Consider the following 21,083-nt stretch of genomic DNA (forward strand, 5'->3'; position numbering starts at 1 on the left):
GAACTACCATGACGATGGGTGTCCTCACCCTCGCGGGCGGGCATCCCCGAACGCGAAGGAGAACACCATGTTCAAACGACTTCTTGCGGCAGCACTTGTCTTTGGCGCGGCAGCCCTCGCCCCCCCTGTCGGGGCGCAGACGCTCACCTGCATGCCGCGCGAGATCCTGGTCGAGAAACTGGAAACCCGGCATGGCGAACACCTGACCGGCGGCGGGTTGCAGAACCCCCAGCACATGCTGGAGGTCTGGTCGTCGTCGAAATCGGGCAGCTTCACGGTTTTCGTGACGCGCACCGACGGTCTCGCCTGCGTGCTGGCGACGGGGCAATTCTGGCACAATGTCGCCGCCACGCCGGATGACGAGATCGCCAGCTGACCCGTCAACCGTCCCGCGCCCGCCACGGTGCGGCCGGAACGGTGAAACCACAACTGGCGCCCGTTCATGTTACCGGGCCGATCCACATTGTCCGTCCGCGGAATGGATGTTAGACGCGTTGCGGATAATTCTGGAGTTTCACCGTGACCGAGTCCTACATCGTCAAAGATATTTCACTGGCCGAATACGGCCGCAAGGAACTTGATATTGCCGAAACCGAAATGCCGGGCCTGATGGCCCTGCGCGCCGAATACGGGGAATCCAAGCCGCTGAAGGGCGCGCGGATTGCCGGATCGCTGCACATGACGATCCAGACCGCGGTGCTGATCGAGACACTGGCGGCGCTGGGGGCCGATATCCGCTGGGCGTCGTGCAACATCTTTTCGACCCAGGATCACGCCGCCGCCGCCATCGCCGCGACCGGCACGCCCGTCTTCGCAGTCAAGGGCGAGACGCTCGGGGAATACTGGGACTATTGCGACCGCATCTTTCATTTCGAGGACGGCGGCGCGAACATGATCCTCGACGATGGCGGCGATGCCACGCTCTATATCCTGCTCGGCGCCCGCGTCGAAGAGGGCGAGGAGGACCTGATCGCCACGCCGACGAGCGAGGAGGAGGTCGCGCTGTTCGACCAGATCCGCAAGCGGATGGCCGCCAGCCCGGGCTGGTTCGTGAAACAGCGCCACATGATCAAGGGCGTGACCGAGGAAACCACGACCGGCGTGCATCGCCTCTATCAGATGATGGAAAAGGGCCACCTGCCCTTCCCCGCGATCAACGTCAATGACAGCGTCACCAAGTCGAAATTCGACAACAAATACGGCTGCAAGGAATCGCTGGTCGACGGCATCCGCCGCGCCACCGACACCATGATGGCGGGCAAGACCGCGCTGGTCTGCGGCTATGGCGACGTGGGCAAGGGATCGGCCGCATCGCTGCGCGGCGCCGGCGCCCGGGTGAAGGTGACCGAGGTCGACCCGATCTGCGCGCTTCAGGCCGCCATGGACGGGTTCGAGGTGACCACGCTGGAAGACGCGGTGAGTAGCGCCGACATCTTCATCACCACCACCGGCAACAAGGACGTGATCCGCATCGAGCATATGCGCGAGATGAAGGACATGGCCATCGTCGGCAATATCGGCCATTTCGACAACGAGATCCAGGTCGCGGCGCTGAAGAACCACAAATGGACCAACATCAAGGACCAGGTGGACATGATCGAGATGCCCTCGGGCAGCCGGATCATCCTGCTGTCCGAAGGCCGGTTGCTGAACCTCGGCAATGCCACCGGGCACCCGTCCTTCGTGATGTCGGCCAGCTTCACCAACCAGACGCTGGCGCAGATCGAGTTGTGGACCCGTGGCGAGAATTACGGCAACGAGGTCTATGTCCTGCCCAAGCACCTGGACGAAAAGGTGGCGCGGCTGCACCTGGACAAGATCGGCGTGAAACTGACCGAGCTGAGCCCCGACCAGGCCGCGTATATCGGCGTCAAGCCCGAAGGGCCGTTCAAGCCCGAGCATTACCGCTACTGACCGGACGCGCGGAGCCTTGGCGGTTCGGGCAATCCTGATCCGCCGCAAGGCTCCCGCGCGCGCGGGCGGCATCAAAGATGCCGTCCCGGCGCTTGGGCCCGGCAGCGCGCCCTGCGGGCGCGCTGGGGTTGCGCCCGGCGCAATCCCCCAAAGCGCACGGCAACGGAATTCCCCCCACCCGGATCATCGCGCCTGGCACCGGGATCCACCCCGGCACCGGCCGCCGAAGTCCAGCGGGAATAGCGGGGAATTATTCCCTTTGAGCCCGGCAGGCTTGCGGCTAGTCTGCGCGAGGTAAACCCGCCAGTTATGTTGAAAACAGGGAGAACGATATGGGCAAGCGTGACGATCTGATTGCGCAATACGCGGATGATCTGAAAAACAAGTGCGGCGTCACGCCGGATATGGACCTGCTGACCAAGGTGACGATCGGCTGCGGGCCGGCGATCTATGACGCCGACGCCTCGACCGTCGCGGCGAGCCAGGAAAGCGAACTGGAAACGGTAAAGAACAACTTTCTGATCAAGAAACTGGGTCTTGCCGACGGGCCCGACCTGATGGATGGCATCGGCAAGGCGATCGACACCTACGGCAAATCCGAACGCAACAAGTATCGCGCGGTTTTCTATTACCTGCTGGTCAAGCATTTCGGCAAGGAAGCCGTTTACGGCTGACCTGCTGCTGACCTGCTGAAGATTGCAGACGGACACGCCCGGAACGCTCCGGGCGTGTTGCATTTTAGGCGTATCTTCAGGGCTTTGGCGTTGCGCGGCGGGGTGGTTCCGGGCTAGCACTGTTCCAACGGCCAGGATGGCCGGGACCAGAGATTTTCATACGCGTGTGGTGGATCGGGAACACGCGGGGTGAAAGGGAAGGTTCCGGTTTCGGGCCTTCCCTTTTTCACGTTTCGCCACCGGTTTCCACACCGACCTGCCCCCGGTCGGAACGCGTTCAGCCGGGATCGGTCTTGCCCAGCGCGCAGACCTGGTGCCATTCGTCCCCGGTGACCGGCTGCACGGACAGGCGCGAGTTTCGGACCAGCACCATGTCGGCCAGGGCCGGTTCCTGCTTGATCCGGTCCAGCGTCACGGGATGTTCGAAGGGGCGCACCGCCTTGATGTCCACGCAGTCCCAGCGGTCGTCATCGGTGGTGCTGTCGGGGTGGCTCTCGGCACAGACCTCGACGATCCCCACGACCGCCTTGTCCTTCTGGCTGTGATAGAAGAACCCGCGATCGCCCAGCTTCATCTCGCGCATGAAGTTCCGCGCCTGGTAGTTGCGCACGCCATCCCATTCCTCGCCGGCCTCGCCCCTGGCGACCTGTTGATCCCAGCTCCAGGTCGAGGGTTCCGATTTGAACAGCCAGAACGCCATCAGCCGACCACCTTCTTCCATTCGGTCAGCTGGACGCTTTCGAACAGACCGGCCTTGGCATAGGGGTCTTTGTCGGCCCAGACCTGCGCCGCCGGCATGTCGGCGACATTCAGCAAGATCAGCGACCCGACCGGGTTGCCGTCCTCGATCAGCGGGCCGGCCAGCGTCGCCACGCCGGTCTTGGCGATGTAATCCAGATGGGCGGCACGGTTTGCGAGCCGCAGGCCCAGCGAGTCGGGCTTGTCCCGTGCGATCAGGGCAACCAGCATGTCATTCCTCCTTCAGTGGGCGGGCCAGCAAGGTTTCGGTGGCCCCGGACATGGACAATGTGCCGTCAAGCAACCCCACCACGCAATCGGTGATCGGCAGATCGACGCCGTGATCGGCCCCGGCCACCGCGCGGGCGGTGGCGGCGCCTTCGACCGTGATCGCGGGATCAAAGCCCTCGCCCCGGCCCAGCGCCAGCCCCAGCCGGTAGTTGCGCGACAGCTCGGACGTGCAGGTCAGCGCGAGATCGCCGAACCCCGACAGCCCCGCCAGCGTTTCGGGCCGCGCGCCGCGCGCCAGCGCCAGCCGCTGCATCTCGGCATAGCCGCGCGTCATCAGCGCCGCGCGGGCGCTGTCGCCCAGCCCGGCGCCGATCACCGCCCCGCAGGCAATCGCAATCACGTTTTTCAGCGCACCGCCCAGTTCCGCGCCCAGCGTGTCGGTGGAGCGGTAGAGCCGCAGGTTCGCGGTGCTGAGCCGGGCCTGCAGCGCCCGCCCCGCATCGGCATCGGCGCAGGCCAGCGTCAGCGCGGTGGGCAGGCCACGGGCGATATCGGCGGCAAAGCTCGGCCCGGTGAGCAACGCCGCCGTGGCGCCGGGCAGCACCTGGGCGATCACCGCCAGCGGCCCCAGCCCGGTCTGAAGCTCGATCCCCTTGCAGCAGGCGACCAGCGGATGGCCGGCAAGCCTGTCGCGATGATCGGCCAGCACCTGCCGCAGGCGTTGCATCGGAACCGCCAGCAGGATCGGGCCGCACCCGGCAAGCGCGGCAATATCGGCCGCCGGCGTCAGCGCATCGGGCAACCGCGCACCGGGCAGGCGCGCGGGGTTCTCACGGGTCCGGGCCATGTCGCGGGCATGGCCGGCATCCCGCGCCCAGAGCGTCACCGGCCCCTGCCGGGCCATGGAAATCGCCAGCGCGGTCCCGAACGCCCCGGCGCCCAGCACACCGACCGGCGTCATGCCTTGGCCCCCTTGCGGCCGCTGCCCAGCATCGCGGGGCTGGCCGTATCCAGCGGCCAGCGCGGCCGCGCGGCCAGATCCATGCCGTCCCGCGCCCCGGCCCGGAACCGCTCCAGCCCCGCATAGGCGATCATCGCCGCGTTGTCGGTGCACAGCGCCAGCGGCGGCGCGACAAAGCGCACGCCGAGATCGGCGCAGAGCGTTTCCAGCGCCGCGCGGATGGTGCCGTTTGCCGCCACCCCGCCCGCCACCGCCAGCGCGGGTTCGGCGGGGGCTTCGTCGAGATAGAGCGCCAGCGCGCGCGCGGTCTTGGCCGCCAGCACCTCGGCAACCGCCGCCTGGAACCCGGCGCACAGATCGGCACGGTCGGCACGGGTCAATCCGCCTTTTTCGGCGATGATCGCATCGCGGGCGCGCAGCAGCGCGGTTTTCAGGCCGGAAAATGACAGGTTGCAGTCGTCGCGGTCGATCAGCGGGCGCGGAAAGGCGAACCGCGCCGGATCGCCCCCGCGCGCCTCGGTCTCGACCGACGGCCCGCCCGGCTGCGGCAGCCCCAGCAGGCGCGCGGTCTTGTCGAAGGCTTCGCCCGGCGCGTCGTCGATGGTGCCGCCCAGGCGGGTGAAATCCCCGGCCCCGCGCGCGATCAGGAACTGGCAATGCCCGCCGGACACCAGCAGCATCAGATACGGATAGGCCAGACCGTCGGTCAGGCGCGGGGTCAGCGCATGCCCGGCCAGATGGTTGACCCCCACCAGCGGCAACCCGGTCGCGGCGGCCAGCCCCTTGGCACACATCACCCCCGCCAGAACCCCGCCGATCAGCCCCGGCCCGGCGGTAACGGCTATTGCGTCGAGCGCGTCGAGCTCCAGCGCCGCCTCGGCCAGCGCCTGCCGCACGCAGTGATCCAGCTTTTCCGCATGGGCACGGGCGGCGATCTCGGGCACCACGCCGCCATAGGCGTCATGCAGCCCGGTCTGGCCGAACACGACCGACGACAGGATCGCGGGCAGGTCGCCGTCCTGCTGGCGCACCACCGCGGCGGCGGTATCGTCGCAGCTGCTTTCCAGCCCCAGAATGGTAATCGCGTCGGTCATCGGTCCCACACGTTGCATCGCGCTCGGGCGGGGGGTATCACCGGAACCCTTGGCAAACAATCCCGCGAGCCGTCATGACCCACCCCCGCCCCATCCTGTTGATGACCCGCCCGCCGGCCGCATCGGACCGGTTCGTGGCCGACCTGCCCGAACCCGTGCGCGACCGGACAGACATCGTTGCATCGCCGCTGATCGGCATCGACCCGCTGCCGGTCACGCTGTCGCTGGCGGGCGTGGCGGGGCTGCTGTTCACCTCGGCCAACGGGGTCGCGGCATCGGCGGCGCTGACCGGCAACCGCGACCTGCCCGCCTATTGCGTGGGCGAGGTCACCGCGCAGGCGGCGCGCGACGCGGGATGGGACGCGACCTGCGTCGGGCTCGACGCCAGGGAACTGGTGGCCGCGCTGACCCGTTCGCGCCCGGCCGCCCCCCTGCTGCACCTGCGCGGCGTTCATGCCAGCGGCGATATCGCCGGAGATCTGACCGCGGCGGGCCTGCCCACGCGGGCGCAGGCGGTCTATGATCAGCAGCTTCTGGCCCCGACACCCGAGGCGCTTGGCGTGCTGACCGGCGCCGTTCCGGTCATCGCGCCGCTGTTTTCGCCGCGAACGGCGCGGCACTTTGCCACCCTGCCCGCGACGGCGCCGCTGCACCTGCTGGCGCTGTCCGAGGCGGTGGCCGAGCCTTTGCGGGCACTGGAATTCCGCGAATTGCTGATCGCGGCGCAACCGGATGCGGCATCGACCGCCGTGCTGGTCGAAACTTGCGTGAATCGGCTGGCTCGGGTTGAGGCCGAACCGGGGGCGCAGTAGAGTTCCAAAGCGCGATTTGGAGCCGTGCCGGAGAATCGAAGGGGTGAGCAGGTTGGCGAAGAAAGACAAGACCGATCCGGAAACCGATACCCGCACAGATCCAGATCCCGAACAGGATCAGCCGCTCAAGCTGGACGAGGACTGGAGCGTCGCGACCGACGAGGACAGCGCCGGCGTGACGGATGACGACGATCCCGAACCGGCACCGGACCAAGGCGACGCGGCAGGCGACACCGACCCGGACCGCGACGCCGATACCGATAGCGATACCGACAGCGAAACCAACGATGCGGCCATAGACCCGGCGCCCGCGCCGGAGATACCCGCAGCACCACCACCGGAAAAGGTGGTGGAACGTGTCGTCGAGAAACGCGGCGGGTTTGGCGCCGCACTGCTGGGCGGTGTCGTTGCCGCCGCGCTGGGTTTTGTCGCCGGGCGCTCCGACATGCTCGACCCGCTGCTGCCCGCATCGCTGAAACGGGCGGATCATTCAGAGGCGATCTCTGACCTGCAGGCCGCGGGCGGCGCGCGGGATGCGGCGCTGGCCGACCTGCGCAGCGCGGTGGAGGCCATCGAGATCCCGGACATCGCGGGGCTCGAGGCACAGGTTGCCGGATTGCCGGAACAGCTGAAACCGCTGCAGGACCGGCTGGGCGCGGTCAGCGACCAGATCGCGGAGGTCTCCGGAACGATCGCGCCATTGGAACTCCGGCTGAGCGAGCTTGAAAAACGCCCGATCACCGAAGGCGTGTCCGAGACCGCAATTGCCGCCTATGAACGCGAACTTGCATCGCTTCAGGATACGGTGGCACAGCAGCGTGCCGAGGTCGAAGGGCTGGTGGCCGAGGCGCAGAAGATCCGCGCGGACGCCCGCAGTTCGGAACAGGCCGCGGACCGGGCGGCGCAGACCGCCGCCAGCCGCGCCGCGCTGGCCAGGCTGCAAACCGCCCTGGCGGCCGGGCAACCCTTTGCCGGCGAAGCGGCAGAGCTGACCGCCGCGGGTGTCACCCTGCCCGCCGAATTAGCCAATGCCGCCGAAACCGGCGTGCCATCGCTGCTGAACCTGCAGGCCGAGTTTCCCGACGCGGCCCGGTCAGCACTGGCGCGGGTCCGCGCCGACGGGGCCGAACAGGGGATCGGCGCGTTCCTGCAGAAACACTTGGGCGCCCGATCCGTCACCCCGCGCGAAGGCACGCATCCGGACGCCGTCCTGTCCCGCGCCGAGGCGGCGCTGGAGGGGGGCAATCTCGACACCGCGCTGGCCGAGATCGACGGGCTTGCCGATGATGCACGGGCCGCGCTGGACGATTGGGCGGCCAAGGCCCGCACCCGCAACGACGCCCTGGCCGCCGCCGACCGGCTCGCGGCGCAGCTGAACTCCAACTGAAGGGCCCGCCATGCTCTGGTCACTCGTGAAAATTCTCGTTTTCATCGCCCTGGTCGCGGCGCTCGCGGTGGGCGCGGGCTATCTGCTCGAATCCGATGGCGGGGTGCAGGTCACCATGGCCGGCACCGAATACACGCTGGGGCCGCTGCAATCGGTGATCGCGGTGCTGGTGCTGGTGCTGGCGCTGTGGCTCGGGCTGAAACTGCTGTCGCTGCTGGTGGCGGTGCTGAAATTCCTCAACGGCGATGAAACCGCCCTGTCGCGCTATTTCGACCGCAACCGGGAAAAACGCGGCTACAAGGCGCTGTCCGACGGGCTGATGGCGCTGGCCTCGGGCGAAGGACGGCTGGCGCTGGCCAAGGCGGCGAAGGCCGAGAAATACCTGGACGACCCCGAACTGACCAACCTGCTGATCGCGCAGGCCGCCGAAATGGCCGGCGACACGCGCAAGGCAACCGAGACCTACAAGAAACTGATCGTCTCCGACGCAACGCGGTTCGTGGGCGTGCGCGGGGTGATGAAACAGAAGCTGGCCCAGGGCGACACCGACACCGCGCGCAAGCTCGCGGAAAAGGCGTTGGCGCTGAAACCCAAACACGAAGAAGTGCAGGACGTGCTGCTGAAATTGCAGGCGCAGGCGGGCGACTGGAAAGGCGCGCGCGGCACGCTCAGCACCAAGCTGCGCAGCGGGTCCATGCCGCGCGATCTATATCGCCGCCGCGACGCGGTGCTGGCCCTGTCCGAAGCCCGCGACATCCTGAACGAAGACGCCGCGATCGAGGACGTGGAAGAGGCGATCACGGCCAACAAGCTGTCGCCCGACCTGGTGCCGGCGGCGGCGCTGGCCGCGCGCACATATGTGGCGCGGGGCAAGAAACGCAACGCGGTGCGTGTGCTGAAACGGGCCTGGGAGGCGCAGCCGCATCCCGATCTGGCCGCCGCCTTTGCCGAGATCGAACCGGACGAAACCCCGGCGGCGCGGGTCAAACGCTTTGGCGCGCTGACGCATATTCACCCGCAGAACCCCGAAACCCGGCTGCTGCTGGCCGAACTGAACGTCGTCGCCGAGGATTTCCCCGAGGCGCGCCGCGCCCTGGGCGACCTGGCCGATTCCAGCGGCGACGTGCGCGCGCTGACCCTGATGGCGGCGATCGAACGCGGTGAAGGCGCCTCTGACGCGGTGGTGCATGGCTGGCTGGCCCGCGCCTATGCCGCCCCGCGCGGGCCGCAATGGGTCTGCGACAACTGCCAGCACGTCCACGCCACCTGGGCGCCGGTCTGCGAAAGCTGCGAAGGGTTCGACACGCTCAGCTGGAAGGTGCCGGTCGTGCCGGACGCCCCCAGCGCAACCGGGATCGAGATGCTGCCGCTGATCGTCGGCAAGCCGGCCGAAATTGCCGCCGAGATTTCCGATGACAACGGCGACATGGTGGACAGCGCGCCCGCCGATGCCGCGCTGGCCGGAGAAACCGCCGCTGAGGCGGCGACGGAGACGGACAACACGTCCCCGGATGCCGAGGACGACCGGCTGAAGAACACCGTCGACGCGGTGCGCAACCTGAACGGATCGGTCGAAACCCGCGGCAGCTGACGCCGCGGGCCCTGCGGGTCAGCCCAGCCGGCTGACCACGACGGTCACTTCGGGCTTGCGCCCGATCTCGGTCAGAGCCGATTGCCGGGCGACCCGGCGCAGGCCCTCCGACAGCTTGTCGTCATCCGTCAGGGTCTTGTCGCCCGCCCGCATCAGGAACTGGTGCAGGTCCGCCTCGAGCACCTCGGTCAGCGCGGCCCCGGAGGTGCCGGTTTCCGGCAGGCCCATCAGGTCGCACCAGGGTTCGCCCAGCGGTTCGTCGTCTTCGTCGAGGATCACGGTCACCGTCACATGGCCGTTGAGCGCCATCCGGATCCGGTCGCGCACGATCCCGTCCAGCGCGCCGATGATGACCGAGCCATCCAGGTAGAGCCGCCCGGTTTCCACATAATCCGCCACCTTGGGCGCGTCGCCGGTCAGGTCCAGCATGGTGCCGTTCACGGCGAGCGCCGAACCGACACCCGATACGGCGGCCAGTTTGGCATGCGCGCGCAGGTGCCGGTGTTCGCCATGCATCGGGATCACCGTGTCGGGTTTGACGATGCCATGCAGGCGCTGCAGGTCGGGCCGGTTGGCATGGCCGGACACATGGTAGAGACCCGAGCTGTCATCGACCACGTCGACGCCCTTTTCGCTGAACTGGTTCATCACCCGGATGACCCCGCGTTCATTGCCGGGGATGGTCTTGGACGAGAACAGGAACAGGTCACCCTCCTTCAGCTCCAGCCCGCGATACTTGCCCCGTGCCAGCTGTGCGCTGGCGGCGCGGCGTTCGCCCTGGCTGCCGGTGACGATCAGCATCACCGCGTCACGGGGCAGGGTCTTTGCGTCATCCGGGTCGATCACCGGCGGGAAATCGGACAGCACCCCGGTTTCGACGGCGGCCTCGATCATCCGGCGCATGGCGCGGCCCAGCAGCACCACCGAGCGCCCCGCCGACCTGCCCGCCTCGGCCAGCGTCTTTACCCGCGCGACGTTGCTGGCAAAGGTGGTGGCCACCACCATGGCGGGCGCATCCTGCACCAGCTTTGTGATCGCCGGGCCCAGGTCGCCTTCGGACCGGCCGGGATGGTCCGAGAACACGTTGGTGGAATCGCAGACCAGCGCCTTGACGCCGCCTTTCGACGCCTCGGCCCAGAGATCGGGATCAAAGGCCTCGCCCACCACCGGTGTCGGGTCGAGCTTGAAATCGCCGCTGTGGATCACCCGCCCGGCGGGGGTGTCGATGACCAGCCCGGCGCTTTCGGGGATGGAGTGGGAGACCGGCAGGAAGGCGACCGAGAACGGCCCCGCCTGCACCCGTTCGGGCCAGGCCGACGCGCTGCGCACATTGTCGGGCGACTGGCCTTCTTCCTCCATCTTGCGCCGCGCGATATTGGCGGTGAAGGGGCGGGCATGCACCGGCGCGCCCAGCCGTGACCAGAGCCGGCCGATGGCGCCGACATGGTCCTCATGGGCGTGGGTGACAAAGATCGCGTCGAGCCGGTCGGCGCGGTCCGCCAGCCAGCTGATATCGGGCATGATCAGGTCGACGCCGGGGCTGCCGTCCATATCGGGAAAGGTCACCCCCAGGTCGACCAGGATCAGGCGTTCGTTGTCGGGTTCGCCATAGCCGTAGACATAGGCGTTCATGCCGATTTCACCGGCACCGCCCAGCGGCAGGTAGATCAGTCTTTCACGGCTCATATGTTGGCGTTTTCCTTGTTGTGGCGGTGAATCACGGTCAGGCCGTGCATGGTCAGATCGTCTTCCATCTCGTCGAACAGATCGACGCTCTGCTGGAACAGCGGGGCCAGCCCGCCGGTCGCGACCAGCTTCATGCCGCGATCGCGTTCCTCGCGGATCCGGTGGCAGATTTCGCGCACCAGCCCGACATAGCCCCAGAACACGCCGGATTGCATGCAGGCGACGGTATTGGTGCCGATCACCTTGTCGGGATGCGAGATATCGACATGCGGCAGGGCGGCCGCCGCCATGTGCAGCGCCTCGAGCGACAGGTTGACGCCGGGGGCGATGACCCCGCCGATATAGGCCCCGTCATCGGACACCACGTCAAAGGTCGTGGCGGTGCCGAAATCGATCACGATCAGGTTGCCGCCATGCCGGTCATAGGCGCCGGCGGCGTTCACCAGCCGGTCGGGCCCGACCTGGGTGCCGGCGTCGACACGGGGCGGGTTGGGCAGCAGGCAATCGGGTTTGCCCACCACGAGCGGCCGGCAGCCAAAGAACCGGTCGGCGAATACGCGCAGGTTGAACACCACGCGCGGCACGGTGGACGAGATGATCACATCGGTGATGTCGGCCTGGATCCCGTAATGTTTCACCAGCGTCGAATACCAGGTGAAATAGGCATCCGCAGTGCGGGCGTGATGGGTCGAGGTGCGCAGCGTGCACAGGAATTCGGACCCGTCCCAGATCGAAAAGACGGTGTTGGTATTGCCGCAGTCAATCGCCAGGAGCATCCGGCCTCCCTTCAGAAATAGACATCCGCCGCCGGTATCGCCACCCGGCCCCGCGCCGTTTTCAGCACGAGGTTACCCGAGCCGTCGACGGTTTCAAACGCGCCGGTGGTTTCGCTGCTGCCCGTGCGCGCGGTGATGGTTTCACCCAGCCTCGCCGCCCGGTCGAGCCAAGCGGCGCGGATCGGGTCGAACCCGTATTGGGTGAACTGCCTTTCGCGCGCGGCATAGGCGGGGGCGAGCACGTCCAGAAACGCCTCGGGCGTCACCGCGATGCCGGTATCCGGCATCAGCGCCGCCGGGCGCACCGCCCCCGGCTCCAGCGCCTCGACGGGGGGCGCCGCGATCAGGTTCACGCCGATCCCGATGAACAGGTGGGCGGTCTGGGCGGCGCTGCCGGTGCTTTCCAGCAGAATCCCCGCCAGCTTGCCGCCGTTCAGCAACAGATCGTTCGGCCATTTCAGCGAAAACCCGTCGGTGCGCCCCGTCGCCGCCACGCAGGCGTCATGCACCGCCAGCGCCGCGACAAAGCTGCGCAGCGCCGCGCGGCCCGGCGGGTCGTCGGGGCGCAGGACCAGCGTCGCGGCGAAATTGCCCTCGGGACTGGCCCAGGACCGGCCCCGGCGGCCACGCGCCCGTGTCTGGGACAGCGCCAGGATCCATTCCGGCCCGGCCAGATCAGGCGCCCGCCGCGCGGCTTCGTCCAGGGTGCTGTCGACGCTGTCCAGCACGCGGCGGCCATAGCCTTCGGGCCAGCCGGTCATGACGCAAAGGCCCGGCCGATGGGCCGGGCCACCCGCTCAGGCCTGAATGCGGGGTCAGTTGACAAGCGTCGCCGCTGCGGCTGCGGCCGCGCTTTCGATGCCAAACATGTTGATGATCCCCAGCAGCATCGCCGCCGCCGAAACGGACAGCACCGCCCACAATACCGGGGTCGAGCGGGTTTCAAGCTCCTCGCCCTCTTCGCCGAAATACATGTAGTAGACGATGCGCAGATAATAGAAGGCGCCGATCACCGACGCGACGACGCCCGCAACCGCCAGCCATGCCAGCCCGCCCTCATAGGCGGCGCGCAGCACATAGAACTTGCCGAAGAACCCCAGCATCGGGGGAACACCGGCGAGGCTGAACATCAGCACCAGCATCGCCATCGCCTTGCCTGAATCGCGCCTGGAATACATGTTCAGCGCCCGGATGTCGGTTACCGGCTGGCCGTCGCGCTCCATCATCAGGATGAAGGCAAAGGTGCCGAGATTCATGGTCACATAGATCGCCATGTAGATCAGCATCGCCTGCACGCCGAAGGCGGTGCCGGCGGCCAGCCCCATCAGCGCATAGCCCATATGCGCGATCGAGGAATAGGCCATCAGGCGCTTGATATCGGTCTGCCCGATCGCCGCGACCGCACCGAGGAACATCGACAGCAGCGACAGCAGCGCGATCACCTGGCTCCAGTCCGGGATGGCGTTGCCGAACGCGTCGAACAGCACCCGCGCGAACAGCCCCATCGCGGCCATCTTGGGCGCGGTGGCAAAAAAGGCGGTGACCGGGGTGGGCGAGCCTTCGTAGACATCGGGCGTCCACATGTGGAACGGCACGGCGGATACCTTGAACGCCATGCCCGACACCATGAACACGATCCCGAACAGCAGGCCCACGGAGACATGATCATGCTGCGCGGCCTGGATGATACCCGAGAACAGGGTGGTTCCCGCATAGCCATAGACCAGCGACGCCCCGTAGAGCAGCAGACCCGAGCTGAGCGCGCCGAGCACGAAATATTTCAGCCCCGCTTCGGTCGATTTCACGCTGTCGCGGCGCAGGGCGGCAACGACATAGAGCGCCAGCGACTGCAGTTCCAGCCCCATATAGAGCGACATCAGGTCGCCCGCGCTGACCATCATCATCATGCCGACCGCGGCCAGCGCCACCAGCAACGGGTATTCGAACCGCAGGATGCCGCGCCGCGCCATGTAGTCCTGGCTCATCAGCAGCACCACCGCGGCGGCGACCAACAGCGTCACTTTGGCAAATCGGGCAAAGCCGTCATCGACGAACATGCCGCCAAACGCGGTCCGGGTCCCGGTGCCGGTGGCGATCCACGCCGCCAGCGCCGCCATCAGGATCGCGGTGATCCATACCAGCGCCGGGGCCAGCCTGTCCTTGCCGCCATAGGCCGCGCCGACCAGCGCGAACATGGCAAAGACAGCCAGAACGATCTCTGGCAGGATTACGCTCAGATCAGCCTGGATCATCTCCGGCCCCCTCAGTTCGATGCAATCTGGCTGGCGGCCTCGGCCGCGGCCAGCGATGTGTCATAGTTCGATACCAGCGCCGCCGTGGACGGGCCGATGATGTCGGTCACCAGCGACGGATAGACGCCGAGCAGGATCGTCATCACCACCAGCGGCGCGAACACGGCCTTTTCCCGCAGGTTCATGTCGGTAATCGCCTTCAGGCTCTCCTTGACCAGGTCGCCGAACACGACCCGGCGATAGAGCCACAGCGCGTAGCCCGCCGAGAAGATGACGCCGGTCGCGGCCACGGCGGTCACCCAGGTATTGACCTGGAAGGCGCCCATCATGGTCAGGAATTCGCCGACGAAGCCCGAGGTGCCCGGCAGCCCCACATTGGCCATGGTGAACAGCATGAACACCAGCGCATAGGCGGGCATCCGGTTCACCAGCCCGCCATAGGCGGCGATGTCGCGGGTGTGCATCCGGTCATAGATCACGCCGACGATCAGGAACAGCGCGGCCGAGATGAAACCGTGGCTGAGCATCTGGAAGATCGCCCCGTCCACGCCCTGCTGGTTGGCGGCGAAGATGCCCATGGTGACAAAGCCCATATGCGCCACCGACGAATAGGCGATCAGCTTCTTCATGTCCTCCTGCACCAGCGCCACCAGCGAGGTATAGACCACGGCAATCGCGCTCATCCACAGCACCAGCGGCGTCAACAGTTCGGCCCCCACCGGGAACATCGGCAGCGAGAACCGCAGGAAGCCATAGCCGCCCATCTTTAGCAGGATCGCGGCCAGCACCACCGAACCGGCGGTCGGCGCCTGCACATGGGCGTCGGGCAGCCAGGTGTGAACCGGCCACATCGGCATCTTCACCGCGAAGGAGGCGAAGAAGGCCAGGAACATCAGCGTCTGCATGCCGCCGACGATCTGGATGCCCAGCACCGAGAAGGTCTCGGACCCGAACTGGTGATCCATCAGCGCCACGATGTCGGTGGTGCCCGCATCCGCGAACATCGCCACCATCGCCACCAGCATCAGCACCGAGCCGAGGAAGGTGTAGAGGAAGAACTTGAAGCTGGCATAGATCCGGTTCTTGCCACCCCAGATGCCGATGATCAGGAACATCGGGATCAGTCCGCCTTCGAAGAACAGGTAGAACAGCACCAGGTCCAGCGCCATGAACACGCCCAGCATCAGCGTTTCCAGCAGCAGGAAGGCGATCATGTATTCCTTGACCCGTGCGGTGACATCCCAGCTGGCCAGGATCGTCAACGGCATGATGAAGGTGGTCAGCAGCACGAACAGCACGCTGATCCCGTCGACGCCCAGCTTGTATTTCAGGCCCAGCAGCCATTCGCCTTCCTCGACGAACTGGAACCCGGTGTCGGAGGGGTCGAACTCGGCATAGATCGCCAGCGACACCAGGAAGGTGACCGTGGTGGCAAAGAGCGCCACCCATTTGGCGTTCTTGCGCGCCGCGTCATCGTCGCCGCGCAGGAACACGGCCAGGATCAGGGCTGCCAGTGCCGGAATGAAGGTGACAATGGAAAGCAGGTTGTCCATCAGTGCGCTCCTCCGCCGATCGTCATCCAGGTGACAAGGGCGGCGATCCCCAGAACCATCCAGAAGGCATAGGTGAAGATGTAACCGGTCTGGGCACGGCCCGCGAGCCGGGTAAAGAAGGGAACGATGCCCATCGCGACCCCGTTGAGGAACCCGTCGATCACGTTGCCGTCGCCGCGCCGCCACAGGAACCGGCCCAGCGCGAGGATCGGTCTGACCAGCAGCGCGTCATAGATCTCGTCGAAATACCACTTGTTCTTGAGGAACAGGTAGAGCGGCCGCTGGTTCTCGGCCAGCTTCACCGGCAGCGCCGGGTTCACCAGGTAGAACCAGATTGCCACCAGCAGCCCCAGCACCATCGCGATGAAGGGCGACACCTTCACCCATTTGGGCGCGGCATGAGCATCTTCGAGAACGTGGTTGTCGGCCCCGATATAGAGCGCGCCCTCGCCCGGCTTGCCGGCAAAGACCACATGATGGTCGGCCTCACCGCCATGGCCCGCATCGGCCGCTTCGCCGTGGTCGTCCGCCGTGGCCTGGCTGTCGGTCGTGTGGTCATCGGTCGTATGGCTCTCGCCCTGGCCATCTTCTTGGGCTGACGCCTCGGCCACCGGGATGCCATAGAACTTGCCCACCTGATCGGCATGGCCGAAGAACTGGTTGTACCAGATCATGCCCGCGAACACCGCGCCCAGGCTCAGGACACCCAGCGGCACCAGCATCGTCATCGGGCTTTCATGGGCGTGGTCGTGGGTGTGCTTGTTCCCGCGAGGCTTGCCGTAGAAGGTCAGGAAGATCAGCCGCCAGCTGTAGAACGAGGTCATCGCGGCGGCGATCACCAGCGCCCAGAACCCGAAGCCCGATCCACCGGCCCAGGCGCTTTCGATGATGGCATCCTTGGACAGGAACCCGGCAAAGCCGATCGTGGTCAGCGGAATCCCCACCCCGGTGATGGCCAGCGTGCCGATCATCATCGCCCAGAAGGTATAGGGGATCTTTTTGCGCAGCCCGCCATATTCGGTCATTTCCTGTTCATGATGCATCGCGTGGATCACCGAGCCGGCACCGAGGAACAGCAGCGCCTTGAAAAAGGCGTGGGTGAACAGGTGGAACATCGCCGCCGAATACATGCCCACGCCCGCGGCCACGAACATGTAGCCCAGCTGCGAACAGGTCGAATAGGCGATCACCCGCTTGATGTCGGTCTGCACCAGCCCGACGGTGGCGGCAAAGAACGCGGTCATGGCCCCCAGCACGGTGACGAACCCGGTCGCGCCCGGCGCGAATTCGAACAGCGGCGACATCCGGCAGACCAGAAACACGCCCGCCGTCACCATGGTCGCGGCATGGATCAGCGCCGACACCGGGGTCGGGCCTTCCATCGCGTCCGGCAGCCAGGTGTGCAGGATCAGCTGAGCCGATTTCCCCATCGCGCCAATGAACAGCAGGACGCAGATCACCTCGACCGCGGTCCATTCGCCCCACAGGAAGGTAAGCTGCGTTTCCGCCAGCACCGGCGCGGCGGCGAACACGTCATCCATGTTGATGCTGTCGACGAGGAAAAACAGCGCGAAGATCCCCAGCGCGAAGCCGAAATCGCCCACCCGGTTGACCACGAAGGCCTTGATCGCGGCGGCGTTGGCCGACGGTTTGCGATAGTAGAACCCGATCAGCAGATAGGACGCGACGCCCACGCCTTCCCAGCCAAAGAACATCTGCACCAGGTTGGCCGAGGTCACCAGCGCCAGCATCGCGAAGGTGAAGAAGCTGAGATAGGCGAAGAACCGCGGCTTGTAGCTCTCGGTTTCCTTCCATTGCGGGTCGTGATCCATGTAGCCGAAGCTGTAGAGATGCACGAGGCTGGACACCGTGGTGACGACGATCAGCATGATCGCGGTCAGCCGGTCCAGCCGGATCGCCCATTCGGTGGCCAGGCTGCCGCTTTCGATGAAGCGCAGCACCGGGATGTTCTGGGTCACGCCGTCAAAGGTGAAGAACACGATCCAGCTCAGGATCGCGGCCAGGAACAGCAGCCCCGTTGCCACCCAGAGCGCGGCGGTTTCGCCGATGAACTTGTATCCGAACCCGCAGATCAGCGACCCGACCAGCGGCGCGAAGAGGATGATGGTTTCCATGGTCCCTTACCCCTTCATCACGTTGACGTCTTCCACCGCGATGGTGCCGCGGTTGCGGAAGAAGCAGACCAGGATCGCCAGCCCGATGGCGGCCTCGGCGGCGGCGACGGTCAGCACGAACAGCGTGAAGACCTGCCCGACCAGATCGCCGAGGAAACTGGAGAACGCCACGAGGTTGATATTCACCGCCAGCAGCATCAGTTCGATGCTCATCAGCAGGATGATCACGTTCTTGCGGTTCAGAAAGAGCCCGAAGATGCCGATGACGAAGAGCGTCGCCGCCACCGTCAGGTAATGTTCAAGTCCGATCATGTCTTCTGTCCCTTCGGGCCGTTCACCCGTTCAAATATCCGTTCGCGACCCGGACCGCGGCGGTTCCCGCGGCGATGGCCGCCCAGCGTCCCGCGGTCACAGCCCCTGCCCCGGTTTCACGTCCCGCAACTCCATGGCCTCTGCCGGGTCGCGATACATCTGCGCCAGAATGTCCTGCCGCTTCACGTCCTGGCGGTGGCGCAGCGTCAGCACGATGGCGCCGACCATCGCCACCAGCAGGATCAGGCCGGCCAGCTGGAACAGCAGGAAATACTGGTCATACAGCACCATCCCCAGCGCCTGGGTGTTGTGCATGTCCTCGGGAATGGCGTTGGCGCGCAGCCCGTCTGCGGCCTCGCTGGCCTCCCAGACGCCAAAGGCCATCACGAACTGCATCAGGATGATCAACCCGATCAGCAGCGCCAGCGGCATGTATCGCGCCATCTCGGCCTTGAGCTCGGCAAAGTCCACGTCGAGCATCATCACCACGAATAGGAACAGCACCATGACCGCGCCCACATAGACGATGATCAGCAGCATGGCGACGAATTCCGCGCCCAGCAGCACAAACAGCCCCGCCGCCGACAGAAAGGCCAGGATCAGCCACAGCACCGAATGCACGGGCTGTCGGCTGATCACGGTGAACAGCCCGCCGGTGATGGCGCTGATCGCGAACAGGTAGAAGGCGAACACGGTCATTTGGAGTCTTCCTCCTTGTCTTCCATCACCGCGCGGGCGATTTCCATCGCGCGGGTCATGGCGGGTATTCCGGCGAACATCGACATCTGGGCGATGGTCTCGGCGATCTCATCCTTGGTGGCGCCGGCCTCCATCAGGTGGCGCACGGTCATGCGCACCGGCGTTTCGGCCTGCGCGCCCTGCATCGTCAGCCCGGCCAGCGTCAGCAGCAGCCGGGTCTTGGCATCCAGCCCGTTCTTGGACATGCCGCGGCCGAACCACATCTCCATCGCGTCCTTGGGCATGGTCGGCCAGAGCTGTTCGAACCCCTTGGGGCTGAAGCTCTCGAGCGCGGGGTTGAAGGCCCGCGCCATTTCCTGCGCCTGCGCCATCATCAGTTCGAACGGGGTTTTCGTATCGCTCATGCCGCGCCCTTTCGGGAAACGTGGGCACAGGTCATCGCAGCGGCCCGGCGGAACCGGGCCGTGCCGCTTGCGCGGAAACCGTTATGCAGCAGGTTGACGCTCATCGATACGGCGCGTCCACTTCCAGGTTGCGGGCTATCTCCGCTTCCCAGCGTTCCCCGTTCTCGAGCAGCTTTTCCTTGTCATAGAACAGTTCTTCGCGGGTTTCGGTGGCAAATTCGAAATTCGGACCCTCGACAATGGCATCGACCGGGCAGGCCTCCTGGCAGAAGCCGCAATAGATGCATTTGGTCATGTCGATGTCATAGCGCGTGGTGCGGCGGCTGCCGTCCTCGCGCGGTTCGGCGTCGATGGTGATCGCCTGCGCCGGGCAGATCGCCTCGCACAGCTTGCAGGCGATGCAGCGTTCCTCACCGTTGGGATAGCGCCGCAGCGCGTGTTCGCCACGAAACCGGGGCGACAGCGGCCCTTTTTCATGCGGATAGTTCACCGTCGCCTTGGGGGCGAAGAAATACTTCATCCCCAGCTTCAGGCCGACGAAGAAATCCTGCAGCAGGAAATACTTGGCGGCGCGGCCATAGTCGATCTGCGTCATCTCAGTCCCCCACGTCCTGCGCGTTGAGTTGCATATAGGCCCAGGCGCCCAGCGCCGATACGATATCCGTCGATGCGACCTTGGCGGATTCGTCCGTGACCGGGTTGGCGGCTTGCATCCGGAATTCCCCGATCAGGAAGGCCCCCAGTTTTTCGAGCTCGTCCGGCTTGGCGTCCCTGATTGCGGTAGCTAGCCCCATCTCAGCCCCCTGTCGCCCAGCGGGTATAGGCGCCCCAGAACCAGTCGAACCTGGCCGAGAAGGCCACGAACACGACCCAGGCGATCGACATCGGCAGGAACACCTTCCAGCCCAGCCGCATCAGCTGGTCGTAGCGGTATCGCGGCGTGATCGCCTTGATCATCGAGAAGAAGAAGAACACGAACAGGATCTTGGCGACCATCCACAGGATGCCGTCGGGCAGGCCCGGGATCGGCGACAGCCAGCCGCCCAGGAACAGCAGCGATACCAGCGCGCACATCAGCACCACCGCCACCAGTTCGCCGATCATGAACAGCAGGAACGGTGTCGAGGAATATTCCACCTGGTATCCCGCCACCAGTTCGCTTTCCGCTTCGGGCAGGTCGAACGGCGGGCGGTTGGTTTCCGCCAGCGCCGAAATGAAGAACAGGAACAGCATCGGGAAATGCGGCAGCCAGTACCAGCTGAACAGGCCGTAATCGCCATCCTGCGCACGCACGATGTCGCCGAAATTCATCGACCCGGTGGAAATGATCACGCCGATGATGATCAGGCCGATGCTGACCTCGTAGGAAATCATCTGCGCCGCCGAACGCAGCGAGCCCAGGAACGGGTATTTCGAGTTCGACGCCCAGCCGCCCATAATCACGCCATACACTTCGAGCGAGGAGATCGCGAAGACGTAGAGAATGGCCACGTTGATGTCGGACAGAACCCAGCCGTCGTTGAACGGGATCACCGCCCAGGCGATCAGCGCCATGACCAGCGACACCATCGGCGCCAGCAGGAACACGGCCCGGTCGGCGCCGGCGGGGAACACAACCTCCTTGACGATATACTTGATGAAGTCGGCAAAGCTCTGCAGCAGGCCGAACACGCCCACCACGTTGGGGCCGCGCCGCATCTGGACCGCGGCCCAGATCTTGCGGTCCGCATACATCAGGAAGGCCAGCGCCACCAGCAGCGGCACCACGATGAGCAGCACCTGTCCGATCGTCAGCAGGCCGATCCCCAGGTAGGTGGTGGTAAAGAATTCAGCCATGGTCCCTCACAGCTTGGTTAGACCTTGC

At 65.9% G+C, this 21,083-nt stretch carries 22 protein-coding genes; 6 read left to right on the plus strand and 16 right to left on the minus strand.

From position 1 onward, the window contains the following. Positions 1-67: 67 nt before the first annotated feature. From C6Y53_RS05365 to C6Y53_RS05375, 3 genes are all read left to right on the plus strand, one after another. On the plus strand, positions 68-376 hold the full coding sequence (locus C6Y53_RS05365; protein ID WP_106471497.1) for a hypothetical protein: 309 nt from the start codon (positions 68-70) through the stop codon (positions 374-376). 143 nt (positions 377-519) lie between these two features. Then, on the plus strand, positions 520-1,914 hold the full coding sequence (gene ahcY, locus C6Y53_RS05370; RefSeq protein ID WP_106471498.1) for an adenosylhomocysteinase: 1,395 nt from the start codon (positions 520-522) through the stop codon (positions 1,912-1,914). 332 nt (positions 1,915-2,246) lie between these two features. Then, complete coding sequence (locus C6Y53_RS05375; protein ID WP_106471499.1) at positions 2,247-2,588, plus strand: DUF2853 family protein; 342 nt, start codon at positions 2,247-2,249, stop codon at positions 2,586-2,588. A gap of 277 nt (positions 2,589-2,865) precedes the next feature. Here the strand turns inward: C6Y53_RS05375 and C6Y53_RS05380 are convergent, their stop codons facing one another. Genes C6Y53_RS05380 through tsaD form a run of 4 tightly spaced genes read right to left on the minus strand, consistent with a single transcriptional unit; the run spans position 2,866 to position 5,612 of the window. Beyond that, positions 2,866-3,288: an EVE domain-containing protein gene (locus tag C6Y53_RS05380; RefSeq protein WP_106471500.1), complete on the minus strand. Its 423-nt coding sequence runs from the start codon at positions 3,286-3,288 to the stop codon at positions 2,866-2,868. After that, complete coding sequence (locus tag C6Y53_RS05385) at positions 3,288-3,557, minus strand: YciI family protein (RefSeq protein WP_106471501.1); 270 nt, start codon at positions 3,555-3,557, stop codon at positions 3,288-3,290. Before C6Y53_RS05385 ends, C6Y53_RS05380 begins: the two co-directional genes overlap by 1 nt. A 1-nt stretch (position 3,558) precedes the next feature. Then, positions 3,559-4,518: an NAD(P)H-dependent glycerol-3-phosphate dehydrogenase gene (locus C6Y53_RS05390; RefSeq protein ID WP_106471502.1), complete on the minus strand. Its 960-nt coding sequence runs from the start codon at positions 4,516-4,518 to the stop codon at positions 3,559-3,561. Beyond that, a complete protein-coding gene (tsaD, locus tag C6Y53_RS05395) occupies positions 4,515-5,612 on the minus strand; it encodes a tRNA (adenosine(37)-N6)-threonylcarbamoyltransferase complex transferase subunit TsaD (RefSeq protein WP_106471503.1) in 1,098 nt (365 codons plus the stop codon). Before tsaD ends, C6Y53_RS05390 begins: the two co-directional genes overlap by 4 nt. A 74-nt stretch (positions 5,613-5,686) precedes the next feature. On the opposite strand from tsaD, the gene C6Y53_RS05400 reads away from it, so the two are divergent. The 3 genes from C6Y53_RS05400 to C6Y53_RS05410 are packed head-to-tail and all read left to right on the plus strand — an operon-like array spanning position 5,687 to position 9,402. Then, on the plus strand, positions 5,687-6,424 hold the full coding sequence (locus C6Y53_RS05400; RefSeq protein ID WP_106471504.1) for a uroporphyrinogen-III synthase: 738 nt from the start codon (positions 5,687-5,689) through the stop codon (positions 6,422-6,424). A 52-nt stretch (positions 6,425-6,476) separates the two neighbouring features. Continuing rightward, positions 6,477-7,811 carry a COG4223 family protein gene (locus C6Y53_RS05405; RefSeq protein ID WP_106471505.1) on the plus strand — a complete coding sequence of 445 codons (1,335 nt, stop codon included), beginning with the start codon at positions 6,477-6,479 and terminating at the stop codon, positions 7,809-7,811. 10 nt (positions 7,812-7,821) lie between these two features. Then, entirely contained in the window at positions 7,822-9,402 is a 1,581-nt protein-coding gene (locus tag C6Y53_RS05410; RefSeq protein ID WP_106471506.1) for a heme biosynthesis protein HemY, read from the plus strand. Between the two features lie 18 nt (positions 9,403-9,420). On the opposite strand, the gene C6Y53_RS05415 is transcribed toward C6Y53_RS05410, so the two are convergent. From C6Y53_RS05415 to nuoH, 12 genes are all read right to left on the minus strand, one after another. After that, positions 9,421-11,088 (minus strand): ribonuclease J, encoded by a 1,668-nt coding sequence (locus C6Y53_RS05415; protein ID WP_106471507.1) that lies wholly within the window; start codon positions 11,086-11,088, stop codon positions 9,421-9,423. Next, positions 11,085-11,864, minus strand: coding sequence for a type III pantothenate kinase (locus tag C6Y53_RS05420; RefSeq protein ID WP_106471508.1), 780 nt, complete (start codon positions 11,862-11,864; stop codon positions 11,085-11,087). Before C6Y53_RS05420 ends, C6Y53_RS05415 begins: the two co-directional genes overlap by 4 nt. A gap of 11 nt (positions 11,865-11,875) precedes the next feature. Next, complete coding sequence (locus tag C6Y53_RS05425; protein WP_106471509.1) at positions 11,876-12,625, minus strand: biotin--[acetyl-CoA-carboxylase] ligase; 750 nt, start codon at positions 12,623-12,625, stop codon at positions 11,876-11,878. Between the two features lie 54 nt (positions 12,626-12,679). Next, on the minus strand, positions 12,680-14,116 hold the full coding sequence (gene nuoN / locus C6Y53_RS05430) for an NADH-quinone oxidoreductase subunit NuoN (RefSeq protein WP_106471510.1): 1,437 nt from the start codon (positions 14,114-14,116) through the stop codon (positions 12,680-12,682). An 11-nt stretch (positions 14,117-14,127) separates the two neighbouring features. After that, positions 14,128-15,669, minus strand: coding sequence for an NADH-quinone oxidoreductase subunit M (locus C6Y53_RS05435; protein ID WP_106471511.1), 1,542 nt, complete (start codon positions 15,667-15,669; stop codon positions 14,128-14,130). Next, positions 15,669-17,804 (minus strand): NADH-quinone oxidoreductase subunit L, encoded by a 2,136-nt coding sequence (nuoL, locus tag C6Y53_RS05440; RefSeq protein ID WP_106471512.1) that lies wholly within the window; start codon positions 17,802-17,804, stop codon positions 15,669-15,671. The genes C6Y53_RS05435 and nuoL overlap by 1 nt, the downstream gene beginning before the upstream one ends. Before the next feature lie 6 nt (positions 17,805-17,810). After that, positions 17,811-18,116 carry an NADH-quinone oxidoreductase subunit NuoK gene (gene nuoK / locus C6Y53_RS05445; RefSeq protein ID WP_008553673.1) on the minus strand — a complete coding sequence of 102 codons (306 nt, stop codon included), beginning with the start codon at positions 18,114-18,116 and terminating at the stop codon, positions 17,811-17,813. 96 nt (positions 18,117-18,212) lie between these two features. Next, the gene (locus C6Y53_RS05450) at positions 18,213-18,815 is read right to left on the minus strand and encodes an NADH-quinone oxidoreductase subunit J (RefSeq protein ID WP_106471513.1); all 603 of its coding nucleotides are present in this window, start codon (positions 18,813-18,815) and stop codon (positions 18,213-18,215) included. Then, on the minus strand, positions 18,812-19,219 hold the full coding sequence (locus tag C6Y53_RS05455; protein WP_106471514.1) for a carboxymuconolactone decarboxylase family protein: 408 nt from the start codon (positions 19,217-19,219) through the stop codon (positions 18,812-18,814). The genes C6Y53_RS05450 and C6Y53_RS05455 overlap by 4 nt, the downstream gene beginning before the upstream one ends. 100 nt (positions 19,220-19,319) lie before the next feature. Beyond that, complete coding sequence (gene nuoI, locus C6Y53_RS05460; RefSeq protein ID WP_106471515.1) at positions 19,320-19,814, minus strand: NADH-quinone oxidoreductase subunit NuoI; 495 nt, start codon at positions 19,812-19,814, stop codon at positions 19,320-19,322. Between the two features lies 1 nt (position 19,815). Next, the gene (locus C6Y53_RS05465; protein WP_106471516.1) at positions 19,816-20,013 is read right to left on the minus strand and encodes a hypothetical protein; all 198 of its coding nucleotides are present in this window, start codon (positions 20,011-20,013) and stop codon (positions 19,816-19,818) included. Between the two features lies 1 nt (position 20,014). Next, a complete protein-coding gene (gene nuoH, locus C6Y53_RS05470; RefSeq protein WP_106471517.1) occupies positions 20,015-21,055 on the minus strand; it encodes an NADH-quinone oxidoreductase subunit NuoH in 1,041 nt (346 codons plus the stop codon). Positions 21,056-21,083 lie beyond the last annotated feature (28 nt).

The organism is Pukyongiella litopenaei, assembly GCF_003008555.2.
In the GTDB taxonomy this organism is placed as follows: domain Bacteria; phylum Pseudomonadota; class Alphaproteobacteria; order Rhodobacterales; family Rhodobacteraceae; genus Pukyongiella; species Pukyongiella litopenaei.

Bases quoted from the DNA above. Each gene is read 5' to 3' on its own strand.
- C6Y53_RS05375 (WP_106471499.1), top strand. From the start codon at position 2,247: ATGGGCAAGCGTGACGATCTGATTGCGCAATACGCGGATGATCTGAAA.
- nuoK (WP_008553673.1), bottom strand. From the start codon at position 18,116: ATGATCGGACTTGAACATTACCTGACGGTGGCGGCGACGCTCTTCGTC.
- C6Y53_RS05390 (WP_106471502.1), bottom strand. From the start codon at position 4,518: ATGACGCCGGTCGGTGTGCTGGGCGCCGGGGCGTTCGGGACCGCGCTG.
- C6Y53_RS05420 (WP_106471508.1), bottom strand. From the start codon at position 11,864: ATGCTCCTGGCGATTGACTGCGGCAATACCAACACCGTCTTTTCGATC.
- C6Y53_RS05455 (WP_106471514.1), bottom strand. From the start codon at position 19,219: ATGAGCGATACGAAAACCCCGTTCGAACTGATGATGGCGCAGGCGCAG.
- C6Y53_RS05385 (WP_106471501.1), bottom strand. From the start codon at position 3,557: ATGCTGGTTGCCCTGATCGCACGGGACAAGCCCGACTCGCTGGGCCTG.
- nuoI (WP_106471515.1), bottom strand. From the start codon at position 19,814: ATGACGCAGATCGACTATGGCCGCGCCGCCAAGTATTTCCTGCTGCAG.
- tsaD (WP_106471503.1), bottom strand. From the start codon at position 5,612: ATGACCGACGCGATTACCATTCTGGGGCTGGAAAGCAGCTGCGACGAT.
- C6Y53_RS05365 (WP_106471497.1), top strand. From the start codon at position 68: ATGTTCAAACGACTTCTTGCGGCAGCACTTGTCTTTGGCGCGGCAGCC.
- nuoH (WP_106471517.1), bottom strand. From the start codon at position 21,055: ATGGCTGAATTCTTTACCACCACCTACCTGGGGATCGGCCTGCTGACG.
- C6Y53_RS05425 (WP_106471509.1), bottom strand. From the start codon at position 12,625: ATGACCGGCTGGCCCGAAGGCTATGGCCGCCGCGTGCTGGACAGCGTC.
- C6Y53_RS05410 (WP_106471506.1), top strand. From the start codon at position 7,822: ATGCTCTGGTCACTCGTGAAAATTCTCGTTTTCATCGCCCTGGTCGCG.
- C6Y53_RS05465 (WP_106471516.1), bottom strand. From the start codon at position 20,013: ATGGGGCTAGCTACCGCAATCAGGGACGCCAAGCCGGACGAGCTCGAA.
- C6Y53_RS05400 (WP_106471504.1), top strand. From the start codon at position 5,687: ATGACCCACCCCCGCCCCATCCTGTTGATGACCCGCCCGCCGGCCGCA.
- C6Y53_RS05415 (WP_106471507.1), bottom strand. From the start codon at position 11,088: ATGAGCCGTGAAAGACTGATCTACCTGCCGCTGGGCGGTGCCGGTGAA.
- C6Y53_RS05435 (WP_106471511.1), bottom strand. From the start codon at position 15,669: ATGGACAACCTGCTTTCCATTGTCACCTTCATTCCGGCACTGGCAGCC.
- C6Y53_RS05450 (WP_106471513.1), bottom strand. From the start codon at position 18,815: ATGACCGTGTTCGCCTTCTACCTGTTCGCGATCAGCGCCATCACCGGC.
- nuoL (WP_106471512.1), bottom strand. From the start codon at position 17,804: ATGGAAACCATCATCCTCTTCGCGCCGCTGGTCGGGTCGCTGATCTGC.
- C6Y53_RS05380 (WP_106471500.1), bottom strand. From the start codon at position 3,288: ATGGCGTTCTGGCTGTTCAAATCGGAACCCTCGACCTGGAGCTGGGAT.
- nuoN (WP_106471510.1), bottom strand. From the start codon at position 14,116: ATGATCCAGGCTGATCTGAGCGTAATCCTGCCAGAGATCGTTCTGGCT.